Origin of the sequence: Kribbella sp. NBC_00359 (assembly GCF_036097425.1) — a bacterium.
Taxonomy (GTDB): Bacteria; Actinomycetota; Actinomycetes; order Propionibacteriales; family Kribbellaceae; genus Kribbella.
The window spans coordinates 2398269-2420001 of record NZ_CP107975.1; the positions used below are offsets into that span (position 1 = coordinate 2398269).

18 protein-coding genes and 1 pseudogene are annotated in these 21733 nt (G+C 67.9%); 9 read left to right on the plus strand and 10 right to left on the minus strand.

The features are described 5' to 3' along the window. Positions 1 to 18: 18 nt before the first annotated feature. The 7 genes and pseudogenes from OG876_RS11770 to rpmH form a co-directional block, all read right to left on the minus strand. Positions 19 to 954 carry a ParA family protein gene (locus OG876_RS11770; protein WP_328524854.1) on the minus strand — a complete coding sequence of 312 codons (936 nt, stop codon included), beginning with the start codon at positions 952 to 954 and terminating at the stop codon, positions 19 to 21. Positions 955 to 1679: 725 nt separating this feature from the next. After that, positions 1680 to 2354, minus strand: a complete 675-nt coding sequence (gene rsmG, locus OG876_RS11775; RefSeq protein WP_328524855.1) for a 16S rRNA (guanine(527)-N(7))-methyltransferase RsmG — start codon at positions 2352 to 2354, stop codon at positions 1680 to 1682. Positions 2355 to 2364: 10 nt separating this feature from the next. After that, positions 2365 to 2892: a Jag family protein gene (locus OG876_RS11780; protein ID WP_442914119.1), complete on the minus strand. Its 528-nt coding sequence runs from the start codon at positions 2890 to 2892 to the stop codon at positions 2365 to 2367. A gap of 312 nt (positions 2893 to 3204) precedes the next feature. Continuing rightward, a pseudogene (yidC, locus tag OG876_RS11785) lies at positions 3205 to 4128 on the minus strand (membrane protein insertase YidC); the annotation flags it as partial. A gap of 66 nt (positions 4129 to 4194) precedes the next feature. Continuing rightward, a complete protein-coding gene (gene yidD / locus OG876_RS11790; RefSeq protein ID WP_328524856.1) occupies positions 4195 to 4509 on the minus strand; it encodes a membrane protein insertion efficiency factor YidD in 315 nt (104 codons plus the stop codon). Then, positions 4506 to 4862 (minus strand): ribonuclease P protein component, encoded by a 357-nt coding sequence (gene rnpA / locus OG876_RS11795; RefSeq protein ID WP_328524857.1) that lies wholly within the window; start codon positions 4860 to 4862, stop codon positions 4506 to 4508. The genes yidD and rnpA overlap by 4 nt, the downstream gene beginning before the upstream one ends. A gap of 26 nt (positions 4863 to 4888) precedes the next feature. Further along, a complete protein-coding gene (gene rpmH, locus OG876_RS11800) occupies positions 4889 to 5026 on the minus strand; it encodes a 50S ribosomal protein L34 (protein ID WP_130386492.1) in 138 nt (45 codons plus the stop codon). 1503 nt (positions 5027 to 6529) lie between these two features. Between rpmH and dnaA the strand changes: the two genes are divergently transcribed. From dnaA to OG876_RS11830, 6 genes are all read left to right on the plus strand, one after another. Then, a complete protein-coding gene (dnaA, locus tag OG876_RS11805; RefSeq protein ID WP_328526894.1) occupies positions 6530 to 8074 on the plus strand; it encodes a chromosomal replication initiator protein DnaA in 1545 nt (514 codons plus the stop codon). A gap of 496 nt (positions 8075 to 8570) precedes the next feature. After that, the gene (gene dnaN, locus OG876_RS11810; RefSeq protein WP_328524858.1) at positions 8571 to 9716 is read left to right on the plus strand and encodes a DNA polymerase III subunit beta; all 1146 of its coding nucleotides are present in this window, start codon (positions 8571 to 8573) and stop codon (positions 9714 to 9716) included. A gap of 26 nt (positions 9717 to 9742) precedes the next feature. Then, on the plus strand, positions 9743 to 10660 hold the full coding sequence (gene gnd, locus OG876_RS11815; RefSeq protein WP_328524859.1) for a phosphogluconate dehydrogenase (NAD(+)-dependent, decarboxylating): 918 nt from the start codon (positions 9743 to 9745) through the stop codon (positions 10658 to 10660). A gap of 1 nt (position 10661) precedes the next feature. Continuing rightward, positions 10662 to 11801 (plus strand): DNA replication/repair protein RecF, encoded by a 1140-nt coding sequence (gene recF / locus OG876_RS11820; RefSeq protein ID WP_328524860.1) that lies wholly within the window; start codon positions 10662 to 10664, stop codon positions 11799 to 11801. Beyond that, the gene (locus OG876_RS11825; RefSeq protein WP_328524861.1) at positions 11794 to 12366 is read left to right on the plus strand and encodes a DUF721 domain-containing protein; all 573 of its coding nucleotides are present in this window, start codon (positions 11794 to 11796) and stop codon (positions 12364 to 12366) included. The genes recF and OG876_RS11825 overlap by 8 nt, the downstream gene beginning before the upstream one ends. Positions 12367 to 12432: 66 nt before the next feature. Next, positions 12433 to 13785 carry a hypothetical protein gene (locus OG876_RS11830; protein ID WP_328524862.1) on the plus strand — a complete coding sequence of 451 codons (1353 nt, stop codon included), beginning with the start codon at positions 12433 to 12435 and terminating at the stop codon, positions 13783 to 13785. An 18-nt stretch (positions 13786 to 13803) separates the two neighbouring features. On the opposite strand, the gene OG876_RS11835 is transcribed toward OG876_RS11830, so the two are convergent. From OG876_RS11835 to OG876_RS11845, 3 genes are read right to left on the minus strand one after another with little or no spacing between them, the layout of a single operon-like run. After that, positions 13804 to 14367: a hypothetical protein gene (locus OG876_RS11835; protein WP_328524863.1), complete on the minus strand. Its 564-nt coding sequence runs from the start codon at positions 14365 to 14367 to the stop codon at positions 13804 to 13806. Beyond that, positions 14364 to 14966, minus strand: a complete 603-nt coding sequence (locus tag OG876_RS11840; RefSeq protein ID WP_328524864.1) for a hypothetical protein — start codon at positions 14964 to 14966, stop codon at positions 14364 to 14366. Before OG876_RS11840 ends, OG876_RS11835 begins: the two co-directional genes overlap by 4 nt. Further along, on the minus strand, positions 14963 to 15598 hold the full coding sequence (locus OG876_RS11845; RefSeq protein ID WP_328524865.1) for a hypothetical protein: 636 nt from the start codon (positions 15596 to 15598) through the stop codon (positions 14963 to 14965). The genes OG876_RS11840 and OG876_RS11845 overlap by 4 nt, the downstream gene beginning before the upstream one ends. Positions 15599 to 15950: 352 nt before the next feature. Here OG876_RS11845 and gyrB point away from each other — a divergent pair, with 352 nt between their 5' ends. The 3 genes from gyrB (at position 15951) to OG876_RS11860 (ending at position 21667) form a co-directional block, all read left to right on the plus strand. After that, positions 15951 to 18014 carry a DNA topoisomerase (ATP-hydrolyzing) subunit B gene (gyrB, locus tag OG876_RS11850; protein ID WP_442914120.1) on the plus strand — a complete coding sequence of 688 codons (2064 nt, stop codon included), beginning with the start codon at positions 15951 to 15953 and terminating at the stop codon, positions 18012 to 18014. 143 nt (positions 18015 to 18157) lie between these two features. Beyond that, positions 18158 to 20761, plus strand: coding sequence for a DNA gyrase subunit A (gene gyrA / locus OG876_RS11855; protein ID WP_442914171.1), 2604 nt, complete (start codon positions 18158 to 18160; stop codon positions 20759 to 20761). A gap of 3 nt (positions 20762 to 20764) precedes the next feature. After that, on the plus strand, positions 20765 to 21667 hold the full coding sequence (locus OG876_RS11860; protein WP_328524867.1) for a DUF3566 domain-containing protein: 903 nt from the start codon (positions 20765 to 20767) through the stop codon (positions 21665 to 21667). Positions 21668 to 21733: the final 66 nt, after the last annotated feature.

The following is a 21733-nucleotide window of genomic DNA, read 5'->3' on the forward strand; positions in this document are numbered from 1 at the left end:
CCACAGCGATCAAGCGAATCAGGAGTTGTTCCGCATCGCGATCTCGCGGGACGCCTCGAGGTACGAGAGGGCTCCGGCGGATGCCGGGTCGTAGGCGAGCACGGTCTGGCCGTGGCTCGGTGCCTCCGAGATCCGCACCGACCGCGGTACGGCGGTCCGCAGGACTGCATCCTGGAAATGGCCACGGACCTCGGCGGCGACTTCACCGGCCAGCTTGGTGCGGGCGTCGTACATGGTGAGCAGGATGGTGGAGACGTCGAGCCCGGGGTTCAGGTGCGACTTCACCATGTCGATGTGCCGGAGGAGCTGGGACAGACCTTCGAGCGCGTAGTACTCGCTCTGGATCGGGACCAGGACCTCGCGGGCGGCGGTCAGTGCGTTCACGGTCAGCAGGCCGAGCGACGGCGGGCAGTCGATGAAGACGTAGTCGTACTTCTCCCCCGCGGCCTCGGTCTCGGCCAGGTGCGTGTCGAGCACCCGCTTCAGCCGGCTCTCCCGGGCCACGATGCTGACGAGCTCGATCTCGGCACCGGCCAGGTCGATCGTCGCCGGGATCACCATGATGCCCGGGTGCTCGGCGCACGGCTGGATCAGCTTGCTCAGCGGCTCGTTCTCGATGATCGCCTCGTACACACCCGGGGTGCCCTCCGAGTGGTCGATGCCGAGGGCGGTCGAGGCGTTGCCCTGCGGGTCGAGGTCGATCACCAGGATCCGGGCGCCGTACAGCGCGAGGCCGGCGGCGACGTTCACGGTGGTCGTGGTCTTGCCGACGCCGCCCTTCTGGTTGGCGACGACGAAGACTCGGGTTTCAGCGGGCAGCGGGAACTCGCGGCCCATCGTGCGTCCTTCATTCACCAGCAGGGTCCGTTCGGTGGCGGCGGCGATCGGAGTCTCGAGAAGTCGTCGCTGAAGCTCGTCCGACGTGGCCCGCGCGGCGATCTGTGCGGCAGTCATAGCGCCCATTCCGATAGGTGCGGGACTTGGCCCGAAGAGGATGTCAGTAGGGGACGGGGCAGGGCTGCCCCCAGCTTCATCCACAGGCCTCTGTGGACGAATCCCCGTGTGCGAGGGCAGTTTCATGCTGTCGTCATCCACAGGCGGTGGAGGCTCCGCGAAGTCCTGTTCGGCGTCCACCAGTGACGCCGTTTCCCGTCGCGGACCATCATCTCCCAACTCCCCCGTTTCACGTGAAACGGGGTCCGCTGCCGGAGCGACATCAAGGCCGGATGCCGCGACCGCCCGCAGTGCCGAGCTGTCGATCGCCCGTCGATCCCCGACCGACTCGCTCATCGCGACCGACTCGGAGACCGGCGCAGGCAGATCGATCGTGGCCCGCACGGCCCCAACCACCGGAGCCGAGGCAACCGGCGCGGGGACCGAGACAACAGACGTGAGGTCCGAGGCCGGTGCGGCAGTCGGCGCCGTCGATGTCGGACCCGGAGCGCTGGGCGCGGCGGCTGGTGCGGCCGACGTGGGAGCCGCGGGCGCCGGAGCCGAGGCTGCGGGGGTGGGAGAGGTGAGGACTGGTGGTGCGGGGGCGGGGCGGGTGGCGGCGGGTGGATCTGGAGTGATCAGGCGGACGGCGGAATCTGGATCGGACGGCCAGCCGATGGCCTGGGATGTTCTCGGTTCACCGGTGCTCTTCTCGGGCCATCCGAGGGCACGACTCACCAACCCGCTCACCTCCCGCGTCTTCCGTGCCGGGATCCCCCTGCAGCACGTCCGGCCACAATACTCACGACAGTCGTCGGCTGGGCCAGTTCATCGACGCCGAGTTGGTGAATGTGCCAGAGCTCGGCCCCGAGGGCCGCGAGCTCCCGTTCGGAGGAGTCCAGTTCCTCCTCCGCGGACGATCCCTTCATCGCGAGCATCAGCCCCCCTTCGACACACAGTGGCAAACACCACCGGGCCAGTTTGCCCAAGGGAGCCACGGCACGCGAAGTCACCACGTCGTACGACGCCGGGGGAAGTTCTTCGGCCCGGGCCCGGACCACGGTCGCGTTGTCGAGCGCGAGTACGTCGACCGCCTCTTGGAGGAAGGTGGTGCGCCGGAGCAAGGGCTCGACGAGCGCAACCTCGAGGTCGGGACGAACCAGCGCGAGCACGATCCCGGGCAGACCGGCGCCGGTGCCGACATCGGCGACCGACGACTCTTCCGGGATCAGGCGCTCGAGGACGGCACAGTTCAGCAGGTGCCGGTCCCACAGCTTGGGAACCTCACGCGGGCCGATCAGCCCGCGGACCGTGCCCTGGGTGGCGAGGAGGTCGGCATAGGCCGCAAGCCGAACCGCCGCCCGTGGATACAGTTCCTCCACGAGCGGCGGCGGCGTTTCACGTGAAACGTGCTCGGTCACGAGCCCACGATCACGACGGCTGAACGACGACGCGCCGACGGGGCTCCTCGCCCTCCGACTCACTGGTCAGGCCGGCGGCCGCGACGACGTCGTGGACCACCTTGCGCTCGAACGGCGTCATCGGGTCCAGGCGCACCGGGGTCCCGGTCGCCTTGACCTCCTCGACCGCCTTGCGCCCGACCTCTTCCAGTTCGGCCTTCCGGTTCGCCCGGTAGTTCGACACGTCCAGCATCAGCCGGGACCGCTCGCCGGTCTCCCGGTACACCGCCAGCCGGGTCAGCTCCTGCAGCGCCTCCAGGACCTTGCCGTTCTCACCGACGAGGTTGTTCAGTTCCGCGCCGACGATCGACACCGCGGCCCGATCGCCGTCGATGTCCATGTCGATGTCGCCGTCGAGGTCGGCGATGTCCAGCAACTCCTCGAGGTAGTCGGCGGCGATGTCGCTCTCCGCCTCCAGCGCCTTCAGCCGGTCGCCGGCGGTGCTGGTGGTACCGGCGGACTGCTCCGCCGCCTCGTTGTTCTGCATGCCGTCGGTCACGGCCACTCCTTCACAATGTCGAGATCCGCCCCACGGGGACCCAGGTCGTTCACAAGCAGGGAGGGAACCGGCGCGCGCCGATCAGCGCGAGCCGCCGGACTTCTTCTGCGCCGCCTTCTTCTGCGCGGCCGACTTGGCCGCGGGCTGGCGCTTCGCAGCCGCACCCTTCTTGGCAGCCGGCTGCTTCTTGGCGGCACCGGCCTGAGTCTTCTTGGTCGCACCCGGCTGAGCGTTCGAGGACGTCTGTCCATTGCTCGGGGCGGTGTCCGCGTCCGACGGCGTCGCCGCGGCTCCACCGCTGGTCACGGGGCCACCCCTGCGGTCGCTGCGGGACTGCCGCTTCGGCTGCTGCCGCTGCGCCGGACGACGGTCCTGGACGGCGGTGTCGGTTGTACCGTCGGCGCTCGCCAGGCCCGCGTCGGCCGGGCGGCCGGCGCGCAGGTTGTGCTCGCGCTTGCGGGCCTCCATCGCGTCGTACGCCGGGGTGCCCGGAGCCGGGTTGCGGCGGATCACATAGAACTGCTGGCCCATCGTCCACAGGTTCGAGACGAACCAGTAGATGAGCACACCGATCGGGAAGTTGAAGCCACCGATCAGGAAGAAGACCGGGAAGACGTACAGCATGATCTTCTGCATCTGCGCGGCCTGGCCGGTGAGGGCCTCCTTCGGCATGTTCTTGCGCATCAACTGAAGCTGCGTGGTGAACATCGTGGCCGTCATCAGGATGATCAGCACGATCGCGACAACCTTGACGTTGTTCGCGCCGGGGCCGCTCGCCTTCAGGAAGCTCTGCGAGATCTCCGCGCCGAAAATCTTCGCGTGCTGCAGCGAGAAGACCAACGGCTGCATGATCGCGCTGTGCGCCTTGCCGTTGGCCGCGTAGTCGAGTACCCGGAACAGGGCCAGGAAGATCGGCGACTGCAGCAGCAGCGGAAGGCACGAGGAGAACGGGTTGGTGCCCGTCTCCTTGTACAGCTTCATCATTTCCTGACCGAGCTTCTCCCGGTCATGGCCGTACTTCTTCTGCAGCTCCTTCATCTTCGGCTGCAGCAGCTGCATGTTCCGGCTGGAGCGGATCTGCCGGACGAACAGCGGGATCAGCAGGGTCCGGATCACCACGGTGAGGCCGGCGATGGACAGCGCCCAGGCCCAGCCGCCGTTCGGATCGAGCACCTGGCTCCACAGCCAGTGCCAGCCGACGAGCAGGGCCGACACGGCCCAGTACAGCGGCGTCATGATGGTGTTGAACAGGTCTATGATCCCGTCCCACACCGCGAGCCCGGGGATGGCCAGAAGAGTCACTCATGCACCTCGCTGCACAGGCCCGCCGTCAGCTGACGGTCCGGGCTGGTTGGCGGAGATCGAGTCTCCGCGCTGGTCGACATCTGTGGGTGGAACGGGGTCGTAGCCGCCGGGGTTCCACGGGTGGCAGCGGGCGAGTCTCTTCGCCGCCAGCCAGCTACCGCGCACCGCACCGTGGCGCTCGACCGCCTCCAAGGCGTACGCCGAACAACTCGGGTAGAACCTGCACACCTGCCCGTACATCGGGCTGATGATCAGCCGGTACAACTTCAGGAAACCGATGATCCCGCTCTTCACGGGATTGAACCGCATCATGGTGTCAGCAACCGCTTCAGCGCACCGTCGACGTCCGCCGCCAGCTCGTCGTACGACGCGGCGCCGGACGACGGGAGTGCGCGGACGACGGTGAGGCTGCCGGCCGGCAGCTCGGGAAGCCGAGTGGCCAGGACAGCACGCAGGCGGCGGTGGACTCGGTTCCGCAGAACCGCGTTGCCCACCGCCTTGTTCACCACGAATCCAACGCGAGCGGGCTCGGCCGCGGCGTCGTCCGCCCGGCCGTCCCGCACCAGAAGATGGAGCACCACCGCGCGCCGGCCCGCGCGCCGTCCAGAACGAACGGCGCGGCGGAAGTCGTCGGACCGGCGGAGCCGATTCGACGCGGGCAACACGAGGTGGTCACCGTCGAGGAGGTCGCTCAGGCCGCGAGGCGCTGGCGGCCCTTGCCACGGCGGGCGGCGATGATGGCGCGACCCGCACGGGTACGCATCCGAAGACGGAAGCCGTGCTTCTTGTGCCGGCGCCGGTTGTTCGGCTGGAACGTCCGCTTGCTCACTGGAATGACTCCGGTTACTCGAGATCACAAAATTGTCGACAAATCCATGGATAGATCTGCCGCTGGTGCAAGTCCTGCACACCACTCAAGAACCAGGGTGGTCCAGCAGGGAGCGCAGCACGAAACGGCCGGCTCAACACCGACTGATCCACGGTACGTGGCTGCCTGTGGACAGGTCAAACCAGCCATCCCCAGAGTTGTCCACAGACCTGTGGACAGAATAGTGGGTGGGTGGTTGGTCGAGTGGTCGTCCCAGGATCGTCACTGTCCGATCCGATTCGCCACCGTCAGCGATCACCGACCACGACTACGCTCCGGCGTCTACCCGACACGCCGGAGGTTGCCCCCAATTTGTGCGTCACAGCCTGTGGATGACGGCTTGAAGCAGGCTGGGCGGACTTGTTAGCGTCAGCCCCTCACACCAGATGTCCCACACCCCGCGATCGGTAACCAACCTGCTCCACGCGTCGTTCACAGTTGTGGACAACCGTGTGGACAGTGCGGCGATCGGACTGCGGAAACCAGCAACCGCGCTGAGCCGAACAGCACCACGACTCACCGGCCGCACGGTGTCGGGTCGAATGGTCGCGCCGCCCGGGTCCCCCCGGAACGCGCCGGCCACCGCAGCGATGAATCGGGGAGCAACGCGTGGTCGAGGACCATTCCGCCAGTGCGGACGAGACACCGGCGGAATACACACCGGCGCACTACATCAGGCCCGACCACAGCGGGTCGCAGTACCACGGCGACGGCGGCCAGGACCTCCGACCCGAACCGGCCGCGGACTTCCGCACCGAGGTGACCCCGACCGAATTCCGGTCCGAGCCGCATCCCGCCGAATTCCGCGCCGAACCCAACCCCGGGAACTTCCACACCGAGCCCCTTCCGGCCGACTTCCGGAGCGAGATCGTGCCGCCGGAGTTCCAGTCCGAGGTCGCCCCGGCCGCCGAGCCCGCGCCGCGGATCGATCCCGGTGACCATCTCAGCCCTTCTCTCCCGATCCCGATGCCCGAGCCGCCGCAGTCCGGCTACCGGCCGACGGCTCGTCCGCAGTACGACGGCTACCGCTACCGCTCCGACCTGGAGCGCGCAGCGACAGATCTTCCGACCGGCCCGGTGACCGAGCCCTCCGCAGGTACGGCGTACTTCGGTAGCGCACCCGCGGTCGGCAACCTGGGCTACCCCGACTCGAACAGCAATGCGTGGAGTGGTGAGCGGAACGCCGCTAGGGGTACCGGTAGCGGCGACACAGCAGGGCCGGCGCGGAACGAGGGTGATGCACGTGCGGACGGTGACGGCAGAGACAGTGAGCCTCGGATGCCCGAGACCCGGGCCGCCGAGCAACCACCGGCGGAGCCCCGCCCCATTGAGACCCGGCCCATCGAAGCCCGGCCCATCGAGCCCCGCCCTATCGAGCACCAGCCGGTCGAGCAACGACCTGTCGAACCGCAGGCCGTTGAGCCCCGACCCGTTGAGCCACAGCCGGAAGCCGCGGCACCCGTGATGGACCTCGGCGAAGCCTGGGCCCGGGTGCTCGGGGGCCTCCCGCCGAACCAGCGGGCCTGGTTGACGAACTCACGGCCGGTGACGCTGCACGAGAGTACGGCGATCGTGGCCGTGCCGGACGACTTCACCCGCGGCCAGCTCGAGACCCGGCTGCGACCCGACCTCGAGCGGATCCTGACCGAGAGCTTCGGTCGTGACATCCGGATCGCGGTGACCGTGGACCCGTCGCTCGACCCGGAGCTGCGCGAACCACAGTCGCCCCCGCAGCCCGCCGTACGCGAACCGCTGCGGACCGACGGCGCGTTCCAGCCGACGATCCAGTCCGCGCTGACCGACCCGGCCCCGGGAGCGCAGTTCGGTCAGCCGCGGCAGGAGCAACGCTACGAACAGCCCGCCCGTCAGCACTACGAGCAGCCGGCTCAGCAGCCCCAGCAGCCGTTCGGCTCGGTCGCACCGCTGCCGAACGGCTCCGCTCCGATCCAGCCGGCCACCGAGGCACAGGGTGAAGCCCGGCTGAATCCGAAGTACACCTTCGAGACCTTCGTCATCGGCAGCTCGAACCGGTTCGCGCACGCGGCTGCGGTCGCCGTCGCCGAGGCACCGGGCAAGGCGTACAACCCGCAGCTGATCTACGGCGACTCCGGTCTGGGCAAGACCCACCTGCTGCACGCGATCGGCCACTACGTCCGCAGTCTCTACACCGGCGCGCGGGTCCGGTACGTGTCCAGCGAAGAGTTCACCAACGACTTCATCAACGCGATCCGCGACGACAAGGCGTCCCAGTTCCAGCGCCGGTACCGCGATGTCGACGTCCTGCTGATCGACGACATCCAGTTCCTCGAGGGCAAGATCCAGACCCAGGAGGAGTTCTTCCACACCTTCAACACCCTCCACAACGCGAACAAGCAGATCGTGATCAGCTCCGACCGGGCGCCGAAACGCCTGGAGGCGCTGGAGGATCGGCTGCGGAACCGGTTCGAGTGGGGACTGATCACCGACATCCAGCCGCCCGACCTGGAGACCCGGATCGCGATCCTGCGGAAGAAGGCGGCGACCGAGCGGCTGACGGCGCCGCCGGAGGTGCTGGAGTTCATCGCGTCGAAGGTGCAGACGAACATCCGTGAGCTCGAGGGCGCACTGATCCGCGTCACCGCGTTCGCCAGCCTGAACCGGCAGCCGGTCGATCTGAGTCTGGCCGAGATCGTGCTGAAAGACCTGATTCCCGAAGGCAGCAAGCCCGAAGTGACCGCCAGCATGATCATGGGCCAGACCGCTTCGTACTTCGGTCTGTCGATCGACGACCTCTGCGGATCCAGCCGGAGCCGGGTGCTGGTGACGGCGCGGCAGATCGCGATGTACCTGTGCCGCGAGCTCACCGATCTGTCGCTGCCGAAGATCGGCCAGCAGTTCGGCGGCCGCGACCACACGACCGTGATGCACGCCGAACGAAAGATCCGGCAGTTGATGTCCGAGCGGCGCAGCGTCTTCAACCAAGTCACCGAACTGACCAACCGGATCAAGCACCAGGCCAAGCAGCAATGAGCAACGGTGACCGCGTCGAAGCCACGGACGCCGAGCGCTACAACGCGGTCACCGGAACCACACAGGGTGGGGATACACCTGTGGATAACTGTGGGTATCACCGTGGACACATCGCTGTGTGCTGTGGATTCGCTGTGGGGACAGAATCCGTCGTACCCAGCCGTCCTCAGCACGACCGAGATTCGTCCACATGCCGTGCACAGGGCGATTCGGTACCTGACCTGCGAAGTCGGCGCTTTTCCACAGTATCCACCGGTGCTAAGAACCCTATGGAATCTGTAGAGAGTTCCCAGTCCACAAAACGATCGAGCCGCGCTTCCTGGGGAAAACCCCGGTCTCGCGCCGGGTTGAACGACCTGTCAGGCTGTCCTCAACAGCACCTGAACGACGCCGACGCGACCCGCCCGAAGCGCCACGTCACGCCCGATTGGCGCAGAGCACACTTGTCCGTGGCAGGATCTGCCTGGCACACAGCCGAATCAGGAGGCACCCAGCGGTGAAGTTTCGCGTCGAGCGCGACGTACTGGCCGAGTCGGTGGCCTGGGCCGCGCGCAGCTTGCCCAGTCGTCCCAGCGTCCCGATCCTTGCCGGCCTTCTGGTCGAGGCCGAGGACGGGCAGATCACCCTGTCCGGCTTCGACTACGAGACCTCGGTCCGGGTCACCGTGCCCGCCCAGGTGGCCGACTCCGGCAAGTGCCTGATCTCCGGCCGGCTGATGGCCGACATCTCCAAGAGCCTGCCGAACCAGCCCGTGGACATCGCGGTGGACGGCGCCAAGGCCCAAGTGACCTGCGGTAGTTCGCGGTTCACGCTCCAAACGCTTCCCACCGAGGAATATCCGGCGCTGCCGGAGCTTCCGGCTGCGAGCGGCACGGTCAAGGCGGACGTCTTCGCCCAGGCGGTCGGCCAGGTGGTGACCGCGGCTGGTCGCGAAGACACCCTGCCGGTGCTGACCGGTGTCCGGGTCGAGATCGAGGGATCCACGATCTCGCTGCTCGCCACCGACCGCTACCGGCTCGCCATCCGCGAGCTCGAGTGGAACCCGCAGTCCCCCGACGCGTCCGCGGCCGCGCTGGTGCCGGCCCGGGTGCTGTCCGAGACCGCGAAGGCGATGACCGGATCGGACGTGATCGTCTCGCTGGCCGCGCCCGGCACCGGCGACGGCATCGTCGGCTTCGAGGGCGAGGTGTCCGGCGGCAACCGGCGCGCCACCACCCGGCTGCTGGACGGCGAGTTCCCGAAGGTCCGCGGCATCATCCCGACCGACGCCGCGATCGCGACCCGGGTGCGGATCGACACCGCGACCCTGGTCGAGGCCGTCAAGCGGGTCGCCCTGGTCGCGGAGCGCAACGCGCCGGTCCGGCTGACCTTCGCCGAGGACAGCGTGACGCTCGACGCCGGCAGCGGTGACGAGGCGCAGGCCTCGGAGTCGATCGAGGCGCGGGTCGCCGGCGATCCGGTGACCGTAGGCTTCAATCCGACGTACCTGCTCGACGGGCTGAACGCGATCGGTACGCCGGTCGCGCACCTGGCCTTCACGCAGGCGACGAAGCCGGCCGAACTGACCGGTGTGCGGGACTTCGACGGCGAACCGATCACCGAGTTCCGGTACGTGCTGATGCCGGTCCGCCTGAACAGCTGAACGCCAACAGAACAAGGGGATTCACGATGGAGCTCGGCCTTGTCGGTCTCGGCAAGATGGGCGGCAACATGCGCCAGCGGATCCGCAACGCCGGCCACACCGTGGTCGGGTTCGATCACAACCCGGACATCTCCGACGCCACCGACCTCGCCGACATGGTCGGCAAGCTCACCGCCCCCGACCAGCCCAAGGTGGTCTGGATCATGGTCCCGGTCAAGGCCATCGATCCGGTGGTCACCGAGCTGGCCGGCCTGCTCTCCCCCGGCGACATCGTGATCGACGGCGGCAACAGCCGCTGGACCGACGACACCCGCCGGGCCGCGCAGCTCGCCGAGAAGGGCATCCGCTTCGTCGACTGCGGTGTGTCCGGCGGCGTCTGGGGCCTGGAGAACGGCTACGCCCTGATGTGTGGCGGCGACAATGACGCCGTGGCGGCCGTGATGCCGATCTTCGAGGCCCTCAAGCCCGAGGGCGAGTTCGGTTTCGTGCACGCCGGCAAGGTGGGCGCCGGGCACTTCACCAAGATGGTCCACAACGGCATCGAGTACGGCATCATGCAGGCGTACGCCGAGGGCTTCGAGCTGCTCGAGGCCGCGGAGATCGTGGACAACGTGCCGGCCGCGTTCGACTCGTGGCGCGAGGGCACCGTGATCCGGTCCTGGCTGCTCGACCTGATGGTGATCGCGCTCAAGGACGACACCCACCTGGACAAGATCCGCGGGTACGCCGACGACTCCGGCGAGGGCCGGTGGACCGTCGAGGCCGCGATCGACAACGCCGTACCGGTGCCGGCCATCGCGGCGGCGCTGTTCGCTCGGTTCGCGTCCCGGCAGGAGGACTCGCCGGCGATGAAGGCGATCGCCGCGATGCGGAACCAGTTCGGCGGCCACGCGGTGAAGGGTGCCGAGGACCCGTCGTACGCGACACCCCCGATCAAGCACTGAGGTGTATGTCACCGCCCTGGGTCTGCTCGACTTCCGGTCCTATCAGCAGGCGGAGGTCCAGCTCACTCCGGGCGTGACGTCCTTCGTCGGGCCGAACGGCCACGGCAAGACCAACCTGGTCGAGGCGATCCACTACACCGCGACGCTCGGCTCGCACCGGGTGGCGAACGACGCACCGCTGGTGCGGGCCGGCGCCACCCGCGCGATCGTGCGGACCGAGATTCACAGCCAGTACGACCGCGACGTGGTCGTCGAGCTGGAAATCAATCCTGGGAGGGCAAATCGGGCCCGGGTGAACCGGTCGCCGGTGCCGCGGCCGCGGGACGTGCTCGGATTGCTCCGCACGGTGCTGTTCGCGCCGGAGGATCTGGCGCTCGTGAAGGGCGATCCGTCCGAGCGGCGCCGGTTCCTGGACGAGTTGCTCACACTGCGGTCGCCGCGGATGGCCGGCGTACGGCAGGACTACGACCGGGTGCTGAAGCAGCGGAACTCGCTGCTGCGGAGCGCGTCGATGGCGCGCCGGCAGAACCGGTCGAGCGCCGCCGAGGGACAGTTGCGCACGCTGGAAGTGTGGGACTCGCACCTGGCTCGGGCCGGCTCGGATCTGCTCGCGACGCGGCTCGAGTTGCTGGAATCCCTGCGCCCGCTGGTTTCCAGCACGTACGACGCTGTTGCCCGAGGCAAGGGTGATGCGCGGCTGGAGTACAAGTCGTCGGTCGTGCTCGAGCCCGGCGTGACGTCGCGGGAGCAGTTGAGCGAGGTGCTGCTGGCGGCGGTGCGCGAGAAGCGGCCGGACGAGCTCGACCGGGGTGTGTCGCTGGTCGGCCCGCACCGCGACGACGTCGTACTCGGGCTCGGGGACTTGCCTGCGAAGGGGTATGCGAGTCACGGTGAGTCGTGGTCGTTCGCGCTCGCGCTGCGGCTGGCGTCGTACGAACTGCTGAGAGCGGACGGGGGTGAGCCGGTGCTGATCCTGGACGACGTGTTCGCCGAGCTCGACTCGCAGCGCCGGGACCGGCTGGCCGAGCTGGTCGCGCCCGCCGAGCAGGTGCTGGTGACCGCGGCGGTCGGCGCGGATGTGCCCGCTGAGATCAGCGGAGCCCGGTTCGACGTCGGTGACGGGGCCGTTCGCCGTGCCTGAACCCCGGAATTCCTCTGAGAGCGGCTTCGAGAGCGAGCCCGCTCCGGAACCGCCGGGCGAAACCGAGCACGATAAACAGGGACTGGAGCTGGCGAAATCGCTCGCCGGCCGGCTGAAGGCTGCCAACGGCGGGATCAAGCCGGTCAAGCGGACGCGCCGGCGGCCGCGTGTCGACGGCGCCCAGATCAGTAGCGCCCGCCCCGATGACCGGGACCCGCAGAAACTGACCAACACGCTCGGCCGGCTGATGCGCGACCAGGGCTGGGAGGTCGACGTCGCCGTCCACGGCGTGATGGCCCGCTGGCCGTCGATCGTCGGCCCCGAGATGGCCGAACACTGCACACCCGAGTCCTACCAGGACACCGAACTCACCGTGCGTACGTCGTCCACCGCCTGGGCCACCCAGCTCAAGCTGCTCGCCCCCGACCTGGTCCGCCGCCTGAACGCCGAACTCGGCGACGGCACCGTCACCCGCGTCAACGTCCAAGGCCCCCACACCCCCAGCTGGCGCAAAGGCCCCCGCACCATCCGAGGCGGCCGGGGCCCCCGCGACACCTACGGCTGAGCAACCAGCCCCAACGGTGAGACCAACCGGTCAGGCGACCCCGACGGTCCCCTAGGATCGGGCGCGATGCGCACGATCGTCGATGGTTTTCGCGAGATGGTCCACCTGATCGGAGACACCTTCCGGCTCTGGTGGCGGAACCTCCTGCCGTTGGCGACCTGGTTCCTGGCCGGCTATATCGGCTTCAAGGCGTGCACCGAGGGTGCGATCTGGCTGTCCGAGCACTCCCACGGCAGCATCGGCGTCGGGCTCTTCTCAGCCGGTGTGCTGATGCAGATCGCGGCGTACGTCGGCATGATCCGGACCTGTGCGACGTCGCTCTACCGTTGGCGAGACGCGGCCGGCAACCAGGCCGAGGAGACGTCCGACCCGACCCAGCAGGGTCTGCTGGAGTTGCTGGCCGTCACCCTGCTTCCCCTGGTCGCGGTGTGGTCGGCCTGGGGCTTCCTGGAAAATCAGGTGTCCGAGCTCAACGTCAGCAACCTGGTCCAGCGCGGACTGCAGCCCGGTTCGGAGTTCTTCCAGCTGTCCGACGGCAAGTGGCACAAGTACCTGCCGGCGATCGTGATCCTGCTGGTGCTGCGGCGGGTGTTCGAAGCGGTCGACGACCGCTGGCCGAGCCGGCCGGTGAAGTTCGCCCAGGTCTGGGCGGAGTCGTTCTTCCTGCTGATCACCGTCGTCGTGACGCCGTTCGCGATCCAGGACGGCAAGGACTGGTTCGCGGTCCGCAACTTCTGGTACTGGTCGCTGGGCTGGTGGGGCGGGCTGAAGGACTTCTTCGCCGGCATCCACATCCCGGTCCCCGCCGGTATCGAGTTCCTCTGGGGTTTCTTCTGGGAGAACCTCTGGCCGTTGTTCAAGCTCGGTGTCGCCGAGCCGCTGACCTGGCTGGCCATCACCACCGTCGTCTTCGGCCACCGCGTGCTGTCCAGCGGCGGCGTCTTCCGGGGCACCCGGGTGGAGCGCCGGTTCGGAGATCAGCTCGAGGCCGAGGCGCCGAAGCAGAACCGGATCGTCGCGCTCACCAACAAGGCCCCGAACCTCCTCCTCGGCGGCTTCCGGGAGAAGTTCTACCCGACGCTGAACGCTTTCCGGCTGCTGGTCCGGGTCGGCCCGGTGTTCCTCGGCGTGGTCTGCATGGTGTACACCTTCTGGCTGCTCGGTGACGACTGGCTGTACTACGGACTGAGCCGGGTGATCGGGGACCACGGTGATCGCTGGGGCTTGATGAACGCCGAGATCGCCCGGCTGATCGGGGACGTCTTGTTCCAGACGCTGCGGATCGCGTTGCTGGCGGCGGCCTTCGACCTCTGCATCTCGGTCGGCACCGAGCGCAAGACCGAGGCCGCCGAGGCCGCCAAGGCCAAGGCCGACGCCGAGGCAACGGCCAAGCCCGAGGCCGAGGTCGCAACGGTGTAGAGCCGGCCGCGAGGCCCGTCAGGGAGTGATGAGGAAGCGACGGTTCTCGTCGTTGAACTCGACCTGGATACCGGTCAGGTGCGGTACGGCGGACGCGGGAACGACGTAGACCTGGGCGAGCTTGCCGGGCTTGTTGCGCGTCCACGGGTGGTCGGTATCGCCGCAGTACGTCGGCAGCGGATAGCCGTAGGGTTGCTGCCCCTGCCAGACGTTGCCGCGATCGTCGCGCAGGTCCGCCTCGCAGTGGAAGCCCTTGTCCTTCATGTAGAGACCGTCGAGCGGCGTCAGTGTCACGGTCGCGACGAGGATCACCGAACCGGCCGGCTGTCCCAGCGAGTCGATCTCCTCGCCTTCGTCGTCGACCAGTCGCGTGTAGGCCTGCAGCGAGTCCAGCTTCCACTCGACGTGATCGATGGTCACCGGTCCGCCGGCCTTGACGACATCGGTGATCGCACCGTCCTTGTAGACCTGCTCGGGGTCGTCCAGATAGGTCCGCGTCACCATGTACCCGCTGGTGGACACCAGCGCCAGCAGCAGAGAGATCTGCGCGGTCACCCGACCCGCACGGGTGGCGATTCTCATTGGGCCACCCGCTCAACCGAGTTCGGGATCACGTACTGCTCCGCGGCGCCATCGACGAGCTGCTGGGCGACGGTCTCGCTAGGGATGCCGAGGTCGACGTCGATCGCGTGCGCCAGCACGTTGTAGAACTGGCTCGGCCGCAGCTTCAGCGTGAGTCCCTTCAGATCCACCGGGTTGACCTCGAACACGACGGCGCCTGTCTGCCCGAACCCGGCGGCGGCGAAGTCGATGCCGTTGCCGGTCGTTTCGCCCATCGGCGCGTAGACCGTGCCACCATCGGCCTCCAGGGTCACGTTCAGAGTGGTCGGGTTCTGCGTACCGCGCATCGTGTCCCACTCGAGCGCGACGTACACGCCGTTGGTCTCGATCGGCTTGTCCTCGTCGTCGGCGCCGCTCGGCAGGTACGACTTGGCGAACTTCATCCTGGTCACTTCGATGGTCGAGTCGCCGTACTCGAGCTTCGAGCCGACCGTGCCGTGCTCGATGATCAGGTTGTCCTCGTCGTTGTAGACCTGGTCCGGGACGGCCAGCCGGGTGAGTCCGCCGAGCAGGACGAAGAGGACGCCCACCAGCACAGTGGCCGGGCGATAGAGCTTCACTTGTCCTCCCCGTTGTCGACGACGACCGTCGGCTTGAGCTGGACGACAGCGTCCGCGATCTCGTTGTGCCAGTACGGCGCGTCATTCGCACCGAGCACGGAGGGGTCCGACTCATAGCGTTCGCCCAGGATCCCGACTTCGATCACGTCCGCGCTGAAGTCGGCCGGGATGTCGAACTGGGTGAAACAGCTCTCCGGCGGCAGGCCGTAGACCAACTTCCAGCCGAGGATGCCTCGGCAGTTGGCGCCGTTGGAATGCACCAGGTCCTTGCCGGGGCCGGGGATCAGCCGGAGCAGGTCGCCGTCCACGTTGTGGCTCGTGGACTCCTCGTTGTCGACGTTCTTCGCGTCGAAGTAGACCTTCAGCTCTGCCTTCGCCTCGTCGTACTTCGTCTTCGGCGTCCGGACGATCTCCGCCTTGGTGAAGTTGTACTCGTACCGGCCGGAGGTCAGCGTCACGGGTGCGGTCAGGGTCGGGACCTTCCGGCCCTGCTTCTCCTTCCAGCCGCCGGTGAAGAGGACGACCACCGCGAGGATGACGACGATCGCGATCGCGATCAGCCATTTGCGCCGGTGCCGGTGAATCACCCGGTCGGCGATCATGGCGTCGATGACGTCGTCGAGACTTTCCACGGCAGCGATCCTAAAGGCCCGTGGGTGCGCGGCAGGCCCCTCGTCCACCTGGTCTTGAGTGGTCTGGACCGGTCGGCGTTGTCTCGGTCTCCAGACCGTCAGTGGTGAAGACCCCGGAGGCCACTGAGCGGCCGTGAGCGCTTTCAGGCCCCCCATGCGTGAGTGGGGACATGGCGAGGAGGGAGAAAAGACGCCCTGTCCACAGTTTCAGGCGGCTGATGGCCGGTTCTGCTTCGGTCGACAGGTAAGATGGACGGTGTAGAGCAAGCCGCACCTCTATCAACACTGTGGAGGGCGGCTTCCACTGTGCACGATGCCTCGCGAACGCGAGGTCCGAGGAGGACAACAGCCGGTGACCGACGAGCCGACCGAGATCGACGCCAACCTGTCCGCCGACCCCATCGGCACCGTCGTACCCGACAGCGGTGAACTCCCCGCGATGCTCGACGCGATCCCGTCGAACGTCGTGGATCGGGAGTACGACGCGAGCGCGATCCAGGTCCTGGAGGGTCTGGACGCGGTCCGGAAGCGACCGGGGATGTACATCGGGTCCACCGGTGAGCGTGGTCTGCACCATCTCGTCACCGAGGTGGTCGACAACGCGGTGGACGAGGCGATGGCCGGGTTCGGCGACCGCATCGTCGTGACCCTGCTGCCCGACGGCGGTGTCCGCGTCGACGACAACGGCCGCGGTATCCCGGTCGACATCGTCGAGTCCGAGGGCAAGCCCGCCGTCACCGTCGTCCTGACCGTGCTGCACGCCGGCGGCAAGTTCGGCGGCGGCGGCTACAAGGTGTCCGGCGGTCTGCACGGCGTCGGTGTATCGGTCGTGAACGCGCTGTCCAGCCACCTCCGCGTCGACGTGAAGAAGAACGGCAAGCTGTACACCCAGTCCTTCACCATGGGTGTCCCGGACGCCGACCTCGCCGAGATCGGCACCTCGGACGCGAACGGTACGACGATCACGTTCTGGCCCAGCCCGGACGTCTTCGAGTCCACGACGTACTCCTACGAGACGCTGGCCACCCGGTTCCGCGAGTACGCGTTCCTGAACAAGGGACTCGAGCTGGTGATCCGGGACGAGCGGCCCGACCACACCGACGAGGACGGCAAGCCGCTCCAGCAGTCGTTCCGGTACGACGACGGTCTGGTCGACTACGTGAAGTACCTGACCGGCATCCGCGAGACCGTGCACCGGGACGTCATCTCGTTCGAGGCGGCCACCGCCGAGAACACGATGAGCCTCGAGGTCGCGCTGCAGTGGAGCGGTTCGTTCCAGGAGTCGGTGCACACCTTCGCGAACGCGATCAACACCCACGAGGGCGGCACTCACGAAGAAGGCTTCCGGGCCGCGCTCACCTCACTGGTCAACTCCTTCGGCGAGGACCAGGGGATGATCAAGAAGAAGGAGGACCGGCTCACCGGTGACGACATCCGGGAGGGCCTGACCGCGATCATCTCGGTCAAGCTCGCCGAGCCGCAGTTCGAGGGCCAGACGAAGACCAAGCTCGGCAACACCGAGGTGAAGGGCTTCGTCCAGCGGGTCGTGAACGACAAGCTCGGCGCGTGGTTCGAGCAGAACCCGGCCGAGGGCCGCGAGATCATCCGCAAGGCGACCGCCGCGGCGAGTGCCCGGATCGCGGCCCGCAAGGCGCGCGACCTGGCCCGCAACCGCAAGGGCCTGCTGGGTGGCGGTGGTCTGCCGGGCAAGCTGGCCGACTGCCAGTCGACCAACCCCGAGGAGTGCGAGGTCTACATCGTCGAGGGTGACTCGGCCGGTGGCTCCGCGAAGGGTGGGCGGGACCCGAAGTTCCAGGCCATCCTGCCGATCCGGGGCAAGATCCTGAACGTCGAGAAGGCCCGGATCGACAAGGTCCTGCAGAACAACGAGGTCCAGGCGATCATCTCCGCGCTCGGCACCGGCATCCACGAGGACTTCGACGAGGACAAGCTCCGGTACCACAAGATCGTGATCATGGCCGACGCCGATGTCGACGGCCAGCACATCCGGACCCTGCTGCTGACGCTGCTGTTCCGGTTCATGCGGCCGCTGATCGAGCGCGGGCATGTGTACGCCGCCCAGCCGCCGCTGTACAAGATCCGCTGGAGCAACCACGCGGACGAGCTCGCCTACACCGACCGGGAGCGCGACGGCCTGCTCGAGGCCGGCGCCGAGGCCGGCCGGAAGCTGCCCAAGGAGAACCCGATCCAGCGCTACAAGGGTCTGGGCGAGATGAACGCCAACGAGCTGTGGGACACGACGATGGACCCGGCCAACCGGGTGCTGCTGCAGATCACTCTGGACGACGCGATCCGCGCCGACGAGACGTTCCAGACGCTGATGGGCGACGACATCGAGGCGCGACGCAGTTTCATCCAGCGCAACGCCAAGGACGTCCGCTTCCTCGACATCTGACGGGTTCGTGGCCCGTTGCCCCGGGCCACGATTCCTTGCGCCACTCACCGACGTACTGACTTGAACGGGACGAGTTTTTCATGACGGAGACCCCCACCTCCCCGGGCCACGACCGGGTCGAGCCCCTCGACCTGCAGACCGAGATGCAGCAGTCGTACCTCGACTATGCGATGGCCGTGATCGTCGGCCGCGCACTGCCCGAGGTCCGCGACGGCCTCAAGCCGGTGCACCGCCGCATCCTCTACGCGATGTACGACGGCGGCTACCGGCCGGACCGTGGTTTCAACAAGTGCTCCCGCATCGTCGGTGACGTGATGGGTCAGTACCACCCGCACGGCGACTCGGCGATCTACGACACCCTGGTCCGGCTGGCGCAGCCGTGGGTGATGCGGGCGCCGCTGATCCAGGGCCAGGGCAACTTCGGTTCTCCGGGCAACGACCCGGCGGCCGCGATGCGGTACACCGAGTGCCGGATGGCGCCGCTGGCGATGGAGATGGTCCGCGACATCGACCAGGACACGGTCGACTTCCGGCCCAACTACGACGGCAAGTCGCAGGAGCCGGTGATCCTGCCGGCCCGCTTCCCGAACCTGCTGGTGAACGGCTCGTCGGGGATCGCGGTCGGCATGGCGACGAACATCCCGCCGCACAACCTGCGCGAGGTCGCCGCCGCGGTCAACTGGGCGCTGGAGCACCCGGACGCGACCCAGGAGGAGCTGCTCGACGCCTGCCTGCAGTACATCAAGGGCCCCGACTTCCCGAACGGCGCACTGATCGTCGGCTACAAGGGCATCGACGACGCCTACCGCACCGGCCGTGGTTCGGTCACGATGCGTGCGGTCGTCGACATCGAGGAGGACGCCAAGGGCCGGACCAGCCTGGTCGTCACCGAGCTGCCGTACATGGTCAACCCGGACAACCTGGCGCTGAAGATCGCCGAGCTGGTGAACACCGGCAAGATGAGCGGGATCGCCGACATCCGCGACGACAGCTCGTCGCGGACCGGGCAGCGGCTGGTCGTCGTGCTGAAGCGGGACGCTCAGCCGCGCGTCGTACTGAACAACCTCTACAAGCACACCCAGCTGCAGGACACCTTCGGGTGCAACATGCTGGCTCTGGTCGACGGCGTACCGCGCACTCTGAGCGTGAACCTCTTCATCAGCCACTGGATCGACCACCAGATCGAGGTCATCCAGCGGCGGACCCGCTTCCGTCTGCGCGAGGCGGAGAAGAACGCGCACATCTACCGCGGCTACGTGAAGGCGCTCGACGCCCTCGACGAGGTGATCGCGCTCATCCGGCGCAGCCCGGACGTGGACGAGGCGCGGACCGGCCTGATGCAGCTGCTCGACATCGACGAGATCCAGGCGCAGGCCATCCTGGACATGCAGCTGCGCCGGCTGGCCGCACTGGAACGGCAGAAGATCATCGAGCGGCTGCAGGAGCTCGAGGCGATCATCGCCGACCTCGAGGACATCCTGGCCAGCCCCGAGCGGCAGCGGTCCATCGTCAAGGACGAGCTCGCCGAGATCGTCGACAGGTACGGCGACGAGCGGCGGACCGAGATCATCGCGGCCGACGGCGACCTGTCCGTCCAGGACCTGGTGCCGGACGAGGACGTCGTCGTCACCATCACCCGCGGCGGGTACGCGAAGCGGACCAAGACCGACCTGTACCGGACGCAGAACCGCGGCGGCAAGGGTGTTCGCGGCGCGCAGTTGCGGGCCGAGGACGAGATCAGCCACTTCTTCGCCACCACGAACCACCACTGGATGCTGTTCTTCACCACCAAGGGCCGGGTCTACCGGGCCAAGGTGTGGCAGCTGCCCGAGTCCGCCCGGGACGCGAAGGGCTCGCACGTCGCGGGCCTGCTGTCGTTCCAGCCGGACGAGGAGATCGCGCAGGTCCTGACGCTGCGCGACTACGAGCAGGCTGACTACCTGGTGCTCGCGACCAAGCGGGGCCTGGTCAAGAAGACGGCGCTGACCGACTACGACTCGGCCCGGCAGAGCGGCATCATCGCGGTCAACTTCCGCGAGGACGACGACGAGCTGATCGGCGCCGACCTGGCCACCGCCGAGGACGACCTGCTGCTGGTGTCCCGCAAGGGCCAGTCGATCCGCTTCACCGCGAACGACGAGCAGCTCCGCCCGATGGGCCGGGCCACCTCCGGTGTCACCGGGATGAAGTTCCGCTCCGGCGACGAGTTGCTGTCGATGTCGGTGATCCGGGCCGGCGCGGACGAGGACTCCCAGTTCGTCTTCACCGTGACCGACGCCGGGTACGCCAAGCGTTCGCGCGTGTCGGAGTACCGGCAGCAGGGCCGCGGCGGTCTCGGCATCAAGGCAGTGAAGCTGAACGACGAGCGCGGCTCGCTGGTCGGCGCACTCATCGTGGTCGACGAGGACCAGGTGCTGGCGATCAAGGCGAGCGGCCAGGTGGTCCGCAGCCGCGTCGACAGCGTGCCGGTCAAGGGCCGGGACACGATGGGCGTCCGGTTCGCCGGAGTCGGCGAGTCCGATGCGGTCGTCGCGATCGCCCGGAACACCGATCTGACCGTGAACGGCGATCTCATCGGCGAGGAATCCGAAGGCGTCGAAGGGGGTACATCCCTCGAAGATGCCCAGGATGTGGACGGATCGACAACCGAATCCACCCCTGAGAGCGTCCAGAATGATGACGAACGTTCGACGGACGTGGACGGCGCGGCTACCGTCGAAGACGACGATGCCGGCCAGGAGGGGTAACTGATGACCAACCGCGCGAGGCCGACCTGGCCCGATGGTGCGGCGGACAGTTCCAAGAGCCAGCGGGCATCGCAGGCCGGGAAGCCGTCCACCGGACCGGCCACTCCGGCCTCCAACGGTCGTTCCGGTGCCGCGCCCGGCGGCAACGGCCAGCCAAGGAGCGGTACGCCGAACGGCCAGCGGCCGGCGGACTTCCGCCAGCAGCCGCGGCCGGGCGCCGCCGGTGCCACACCGGTGCGCCCGCCACAGCAGCCGGTCCGTCCCGGTACGACGCCGGGCCCGAGCACTCCCGGTCGGCCTGAGCCATGGTCACCCACCCCGGTCCCGCCGCCAGCCGGTGCGCCGGCGTCAGCCTCGTCGTACGGACTGACCGGCAAGACCGAGCCGAAGACCGAGTCGTTCGGTGATCGGGTGAACGCGGCGCGTCAGGCAGTCCTGGACAAGGCGGCCGCGGTGAAGAACGACAAGACGGACAAGACCGAAACCAGGCACGCGGCGAAGGCCGAGAGAGCACCGAAGCCGTCGAGCCGGCCGCAGACCCGCAAGGCGCGCCTGCGGATGTCCCGGATCGACCCGTGGTCGGTGATGAAGACGGCGTTCCTGCTGTCGATCGCGTTCGGCATCGTGACCTGGGTCGCGGTGTTCATCATCTGGTCTGCGATCGGTGCGGCCGGAGTTTTCGACAACATCAACAACACCGTCCAGGAGGTGCTCGGCACGCCGACGGCCGAGCCGTTCCGGATCGAGAACTACGTCAACACCGGCAAGGTGATGGGCTTCACCACGCTGCTCGCGTGTGCGGATGTGCTGATCATCACCGCGCTCGCGACGCTCGGATCCTTCCTCTACAACATCGCCGCCACGCTGCTCGGCGGCCTCGAAGTCACGCTGGCGTCGGAGGACTGACACCGGTCGGCCGGGCCTCAGGTGGGCCCGGCCGGAACCGGTTTGGGAGACAGGCACCTGGTGCGG

Coding starts and splice junctions, on each gene's coding strand:
- OG876_RS11770 (WP_328524854.1), bottom strand. CDS start 954: ATGACTGCCGCACAGATCGCCGCGCGGGCCACGTCGGACGAGCTTCAG.
- yidD (WP_328524856.1), bottom strand. CDS start 4,509: ATGATGCGGTTCAATCCCGTGAAGAGCGGGATCATCGGTTTCCTGAAG.
- dnaA (WP_328526894.1), top strand. CDS start 6,530: ATGGACCTCGGCGAAGCCTGGGCCCGGGTGCTCGGGGGCCTCCCGCCG.
- gnd (WP_328524859.1), top strand. CDS start 9,743: ATGGAGCTCGGCCTTGTCGGTCTCGGCAAGATGGGCGGCAACATGCGC.
- OG876_RS11830 (WP_328524862.1), top strand. CDS start 12,433: ATGCGCACGATCGTCGATGGTTTTCGCGAGATGGTCCACCTGATCGGA.
- OG876_RS11835 (WP_328524863.1), bottom strand. CDS start 14,367: ATGAGAATCGCCACCCGTGCGGGTCGGGTGACCGCGCAGATCTCTCTG.
- gyrA (WP_442914171.1), top strand. CDS start 18,158: ATGCAGCAGTCGTACCTCGACTATGCGATGGCCGTGATCGTCGGCCGC.
- OG876_RS11860 (WP_328524867.1), top strand. CDS start 20,765: ATGACCAACCGCGCGAGGCCGACCTGGCCCGATGGTGCGGCGGACAGT.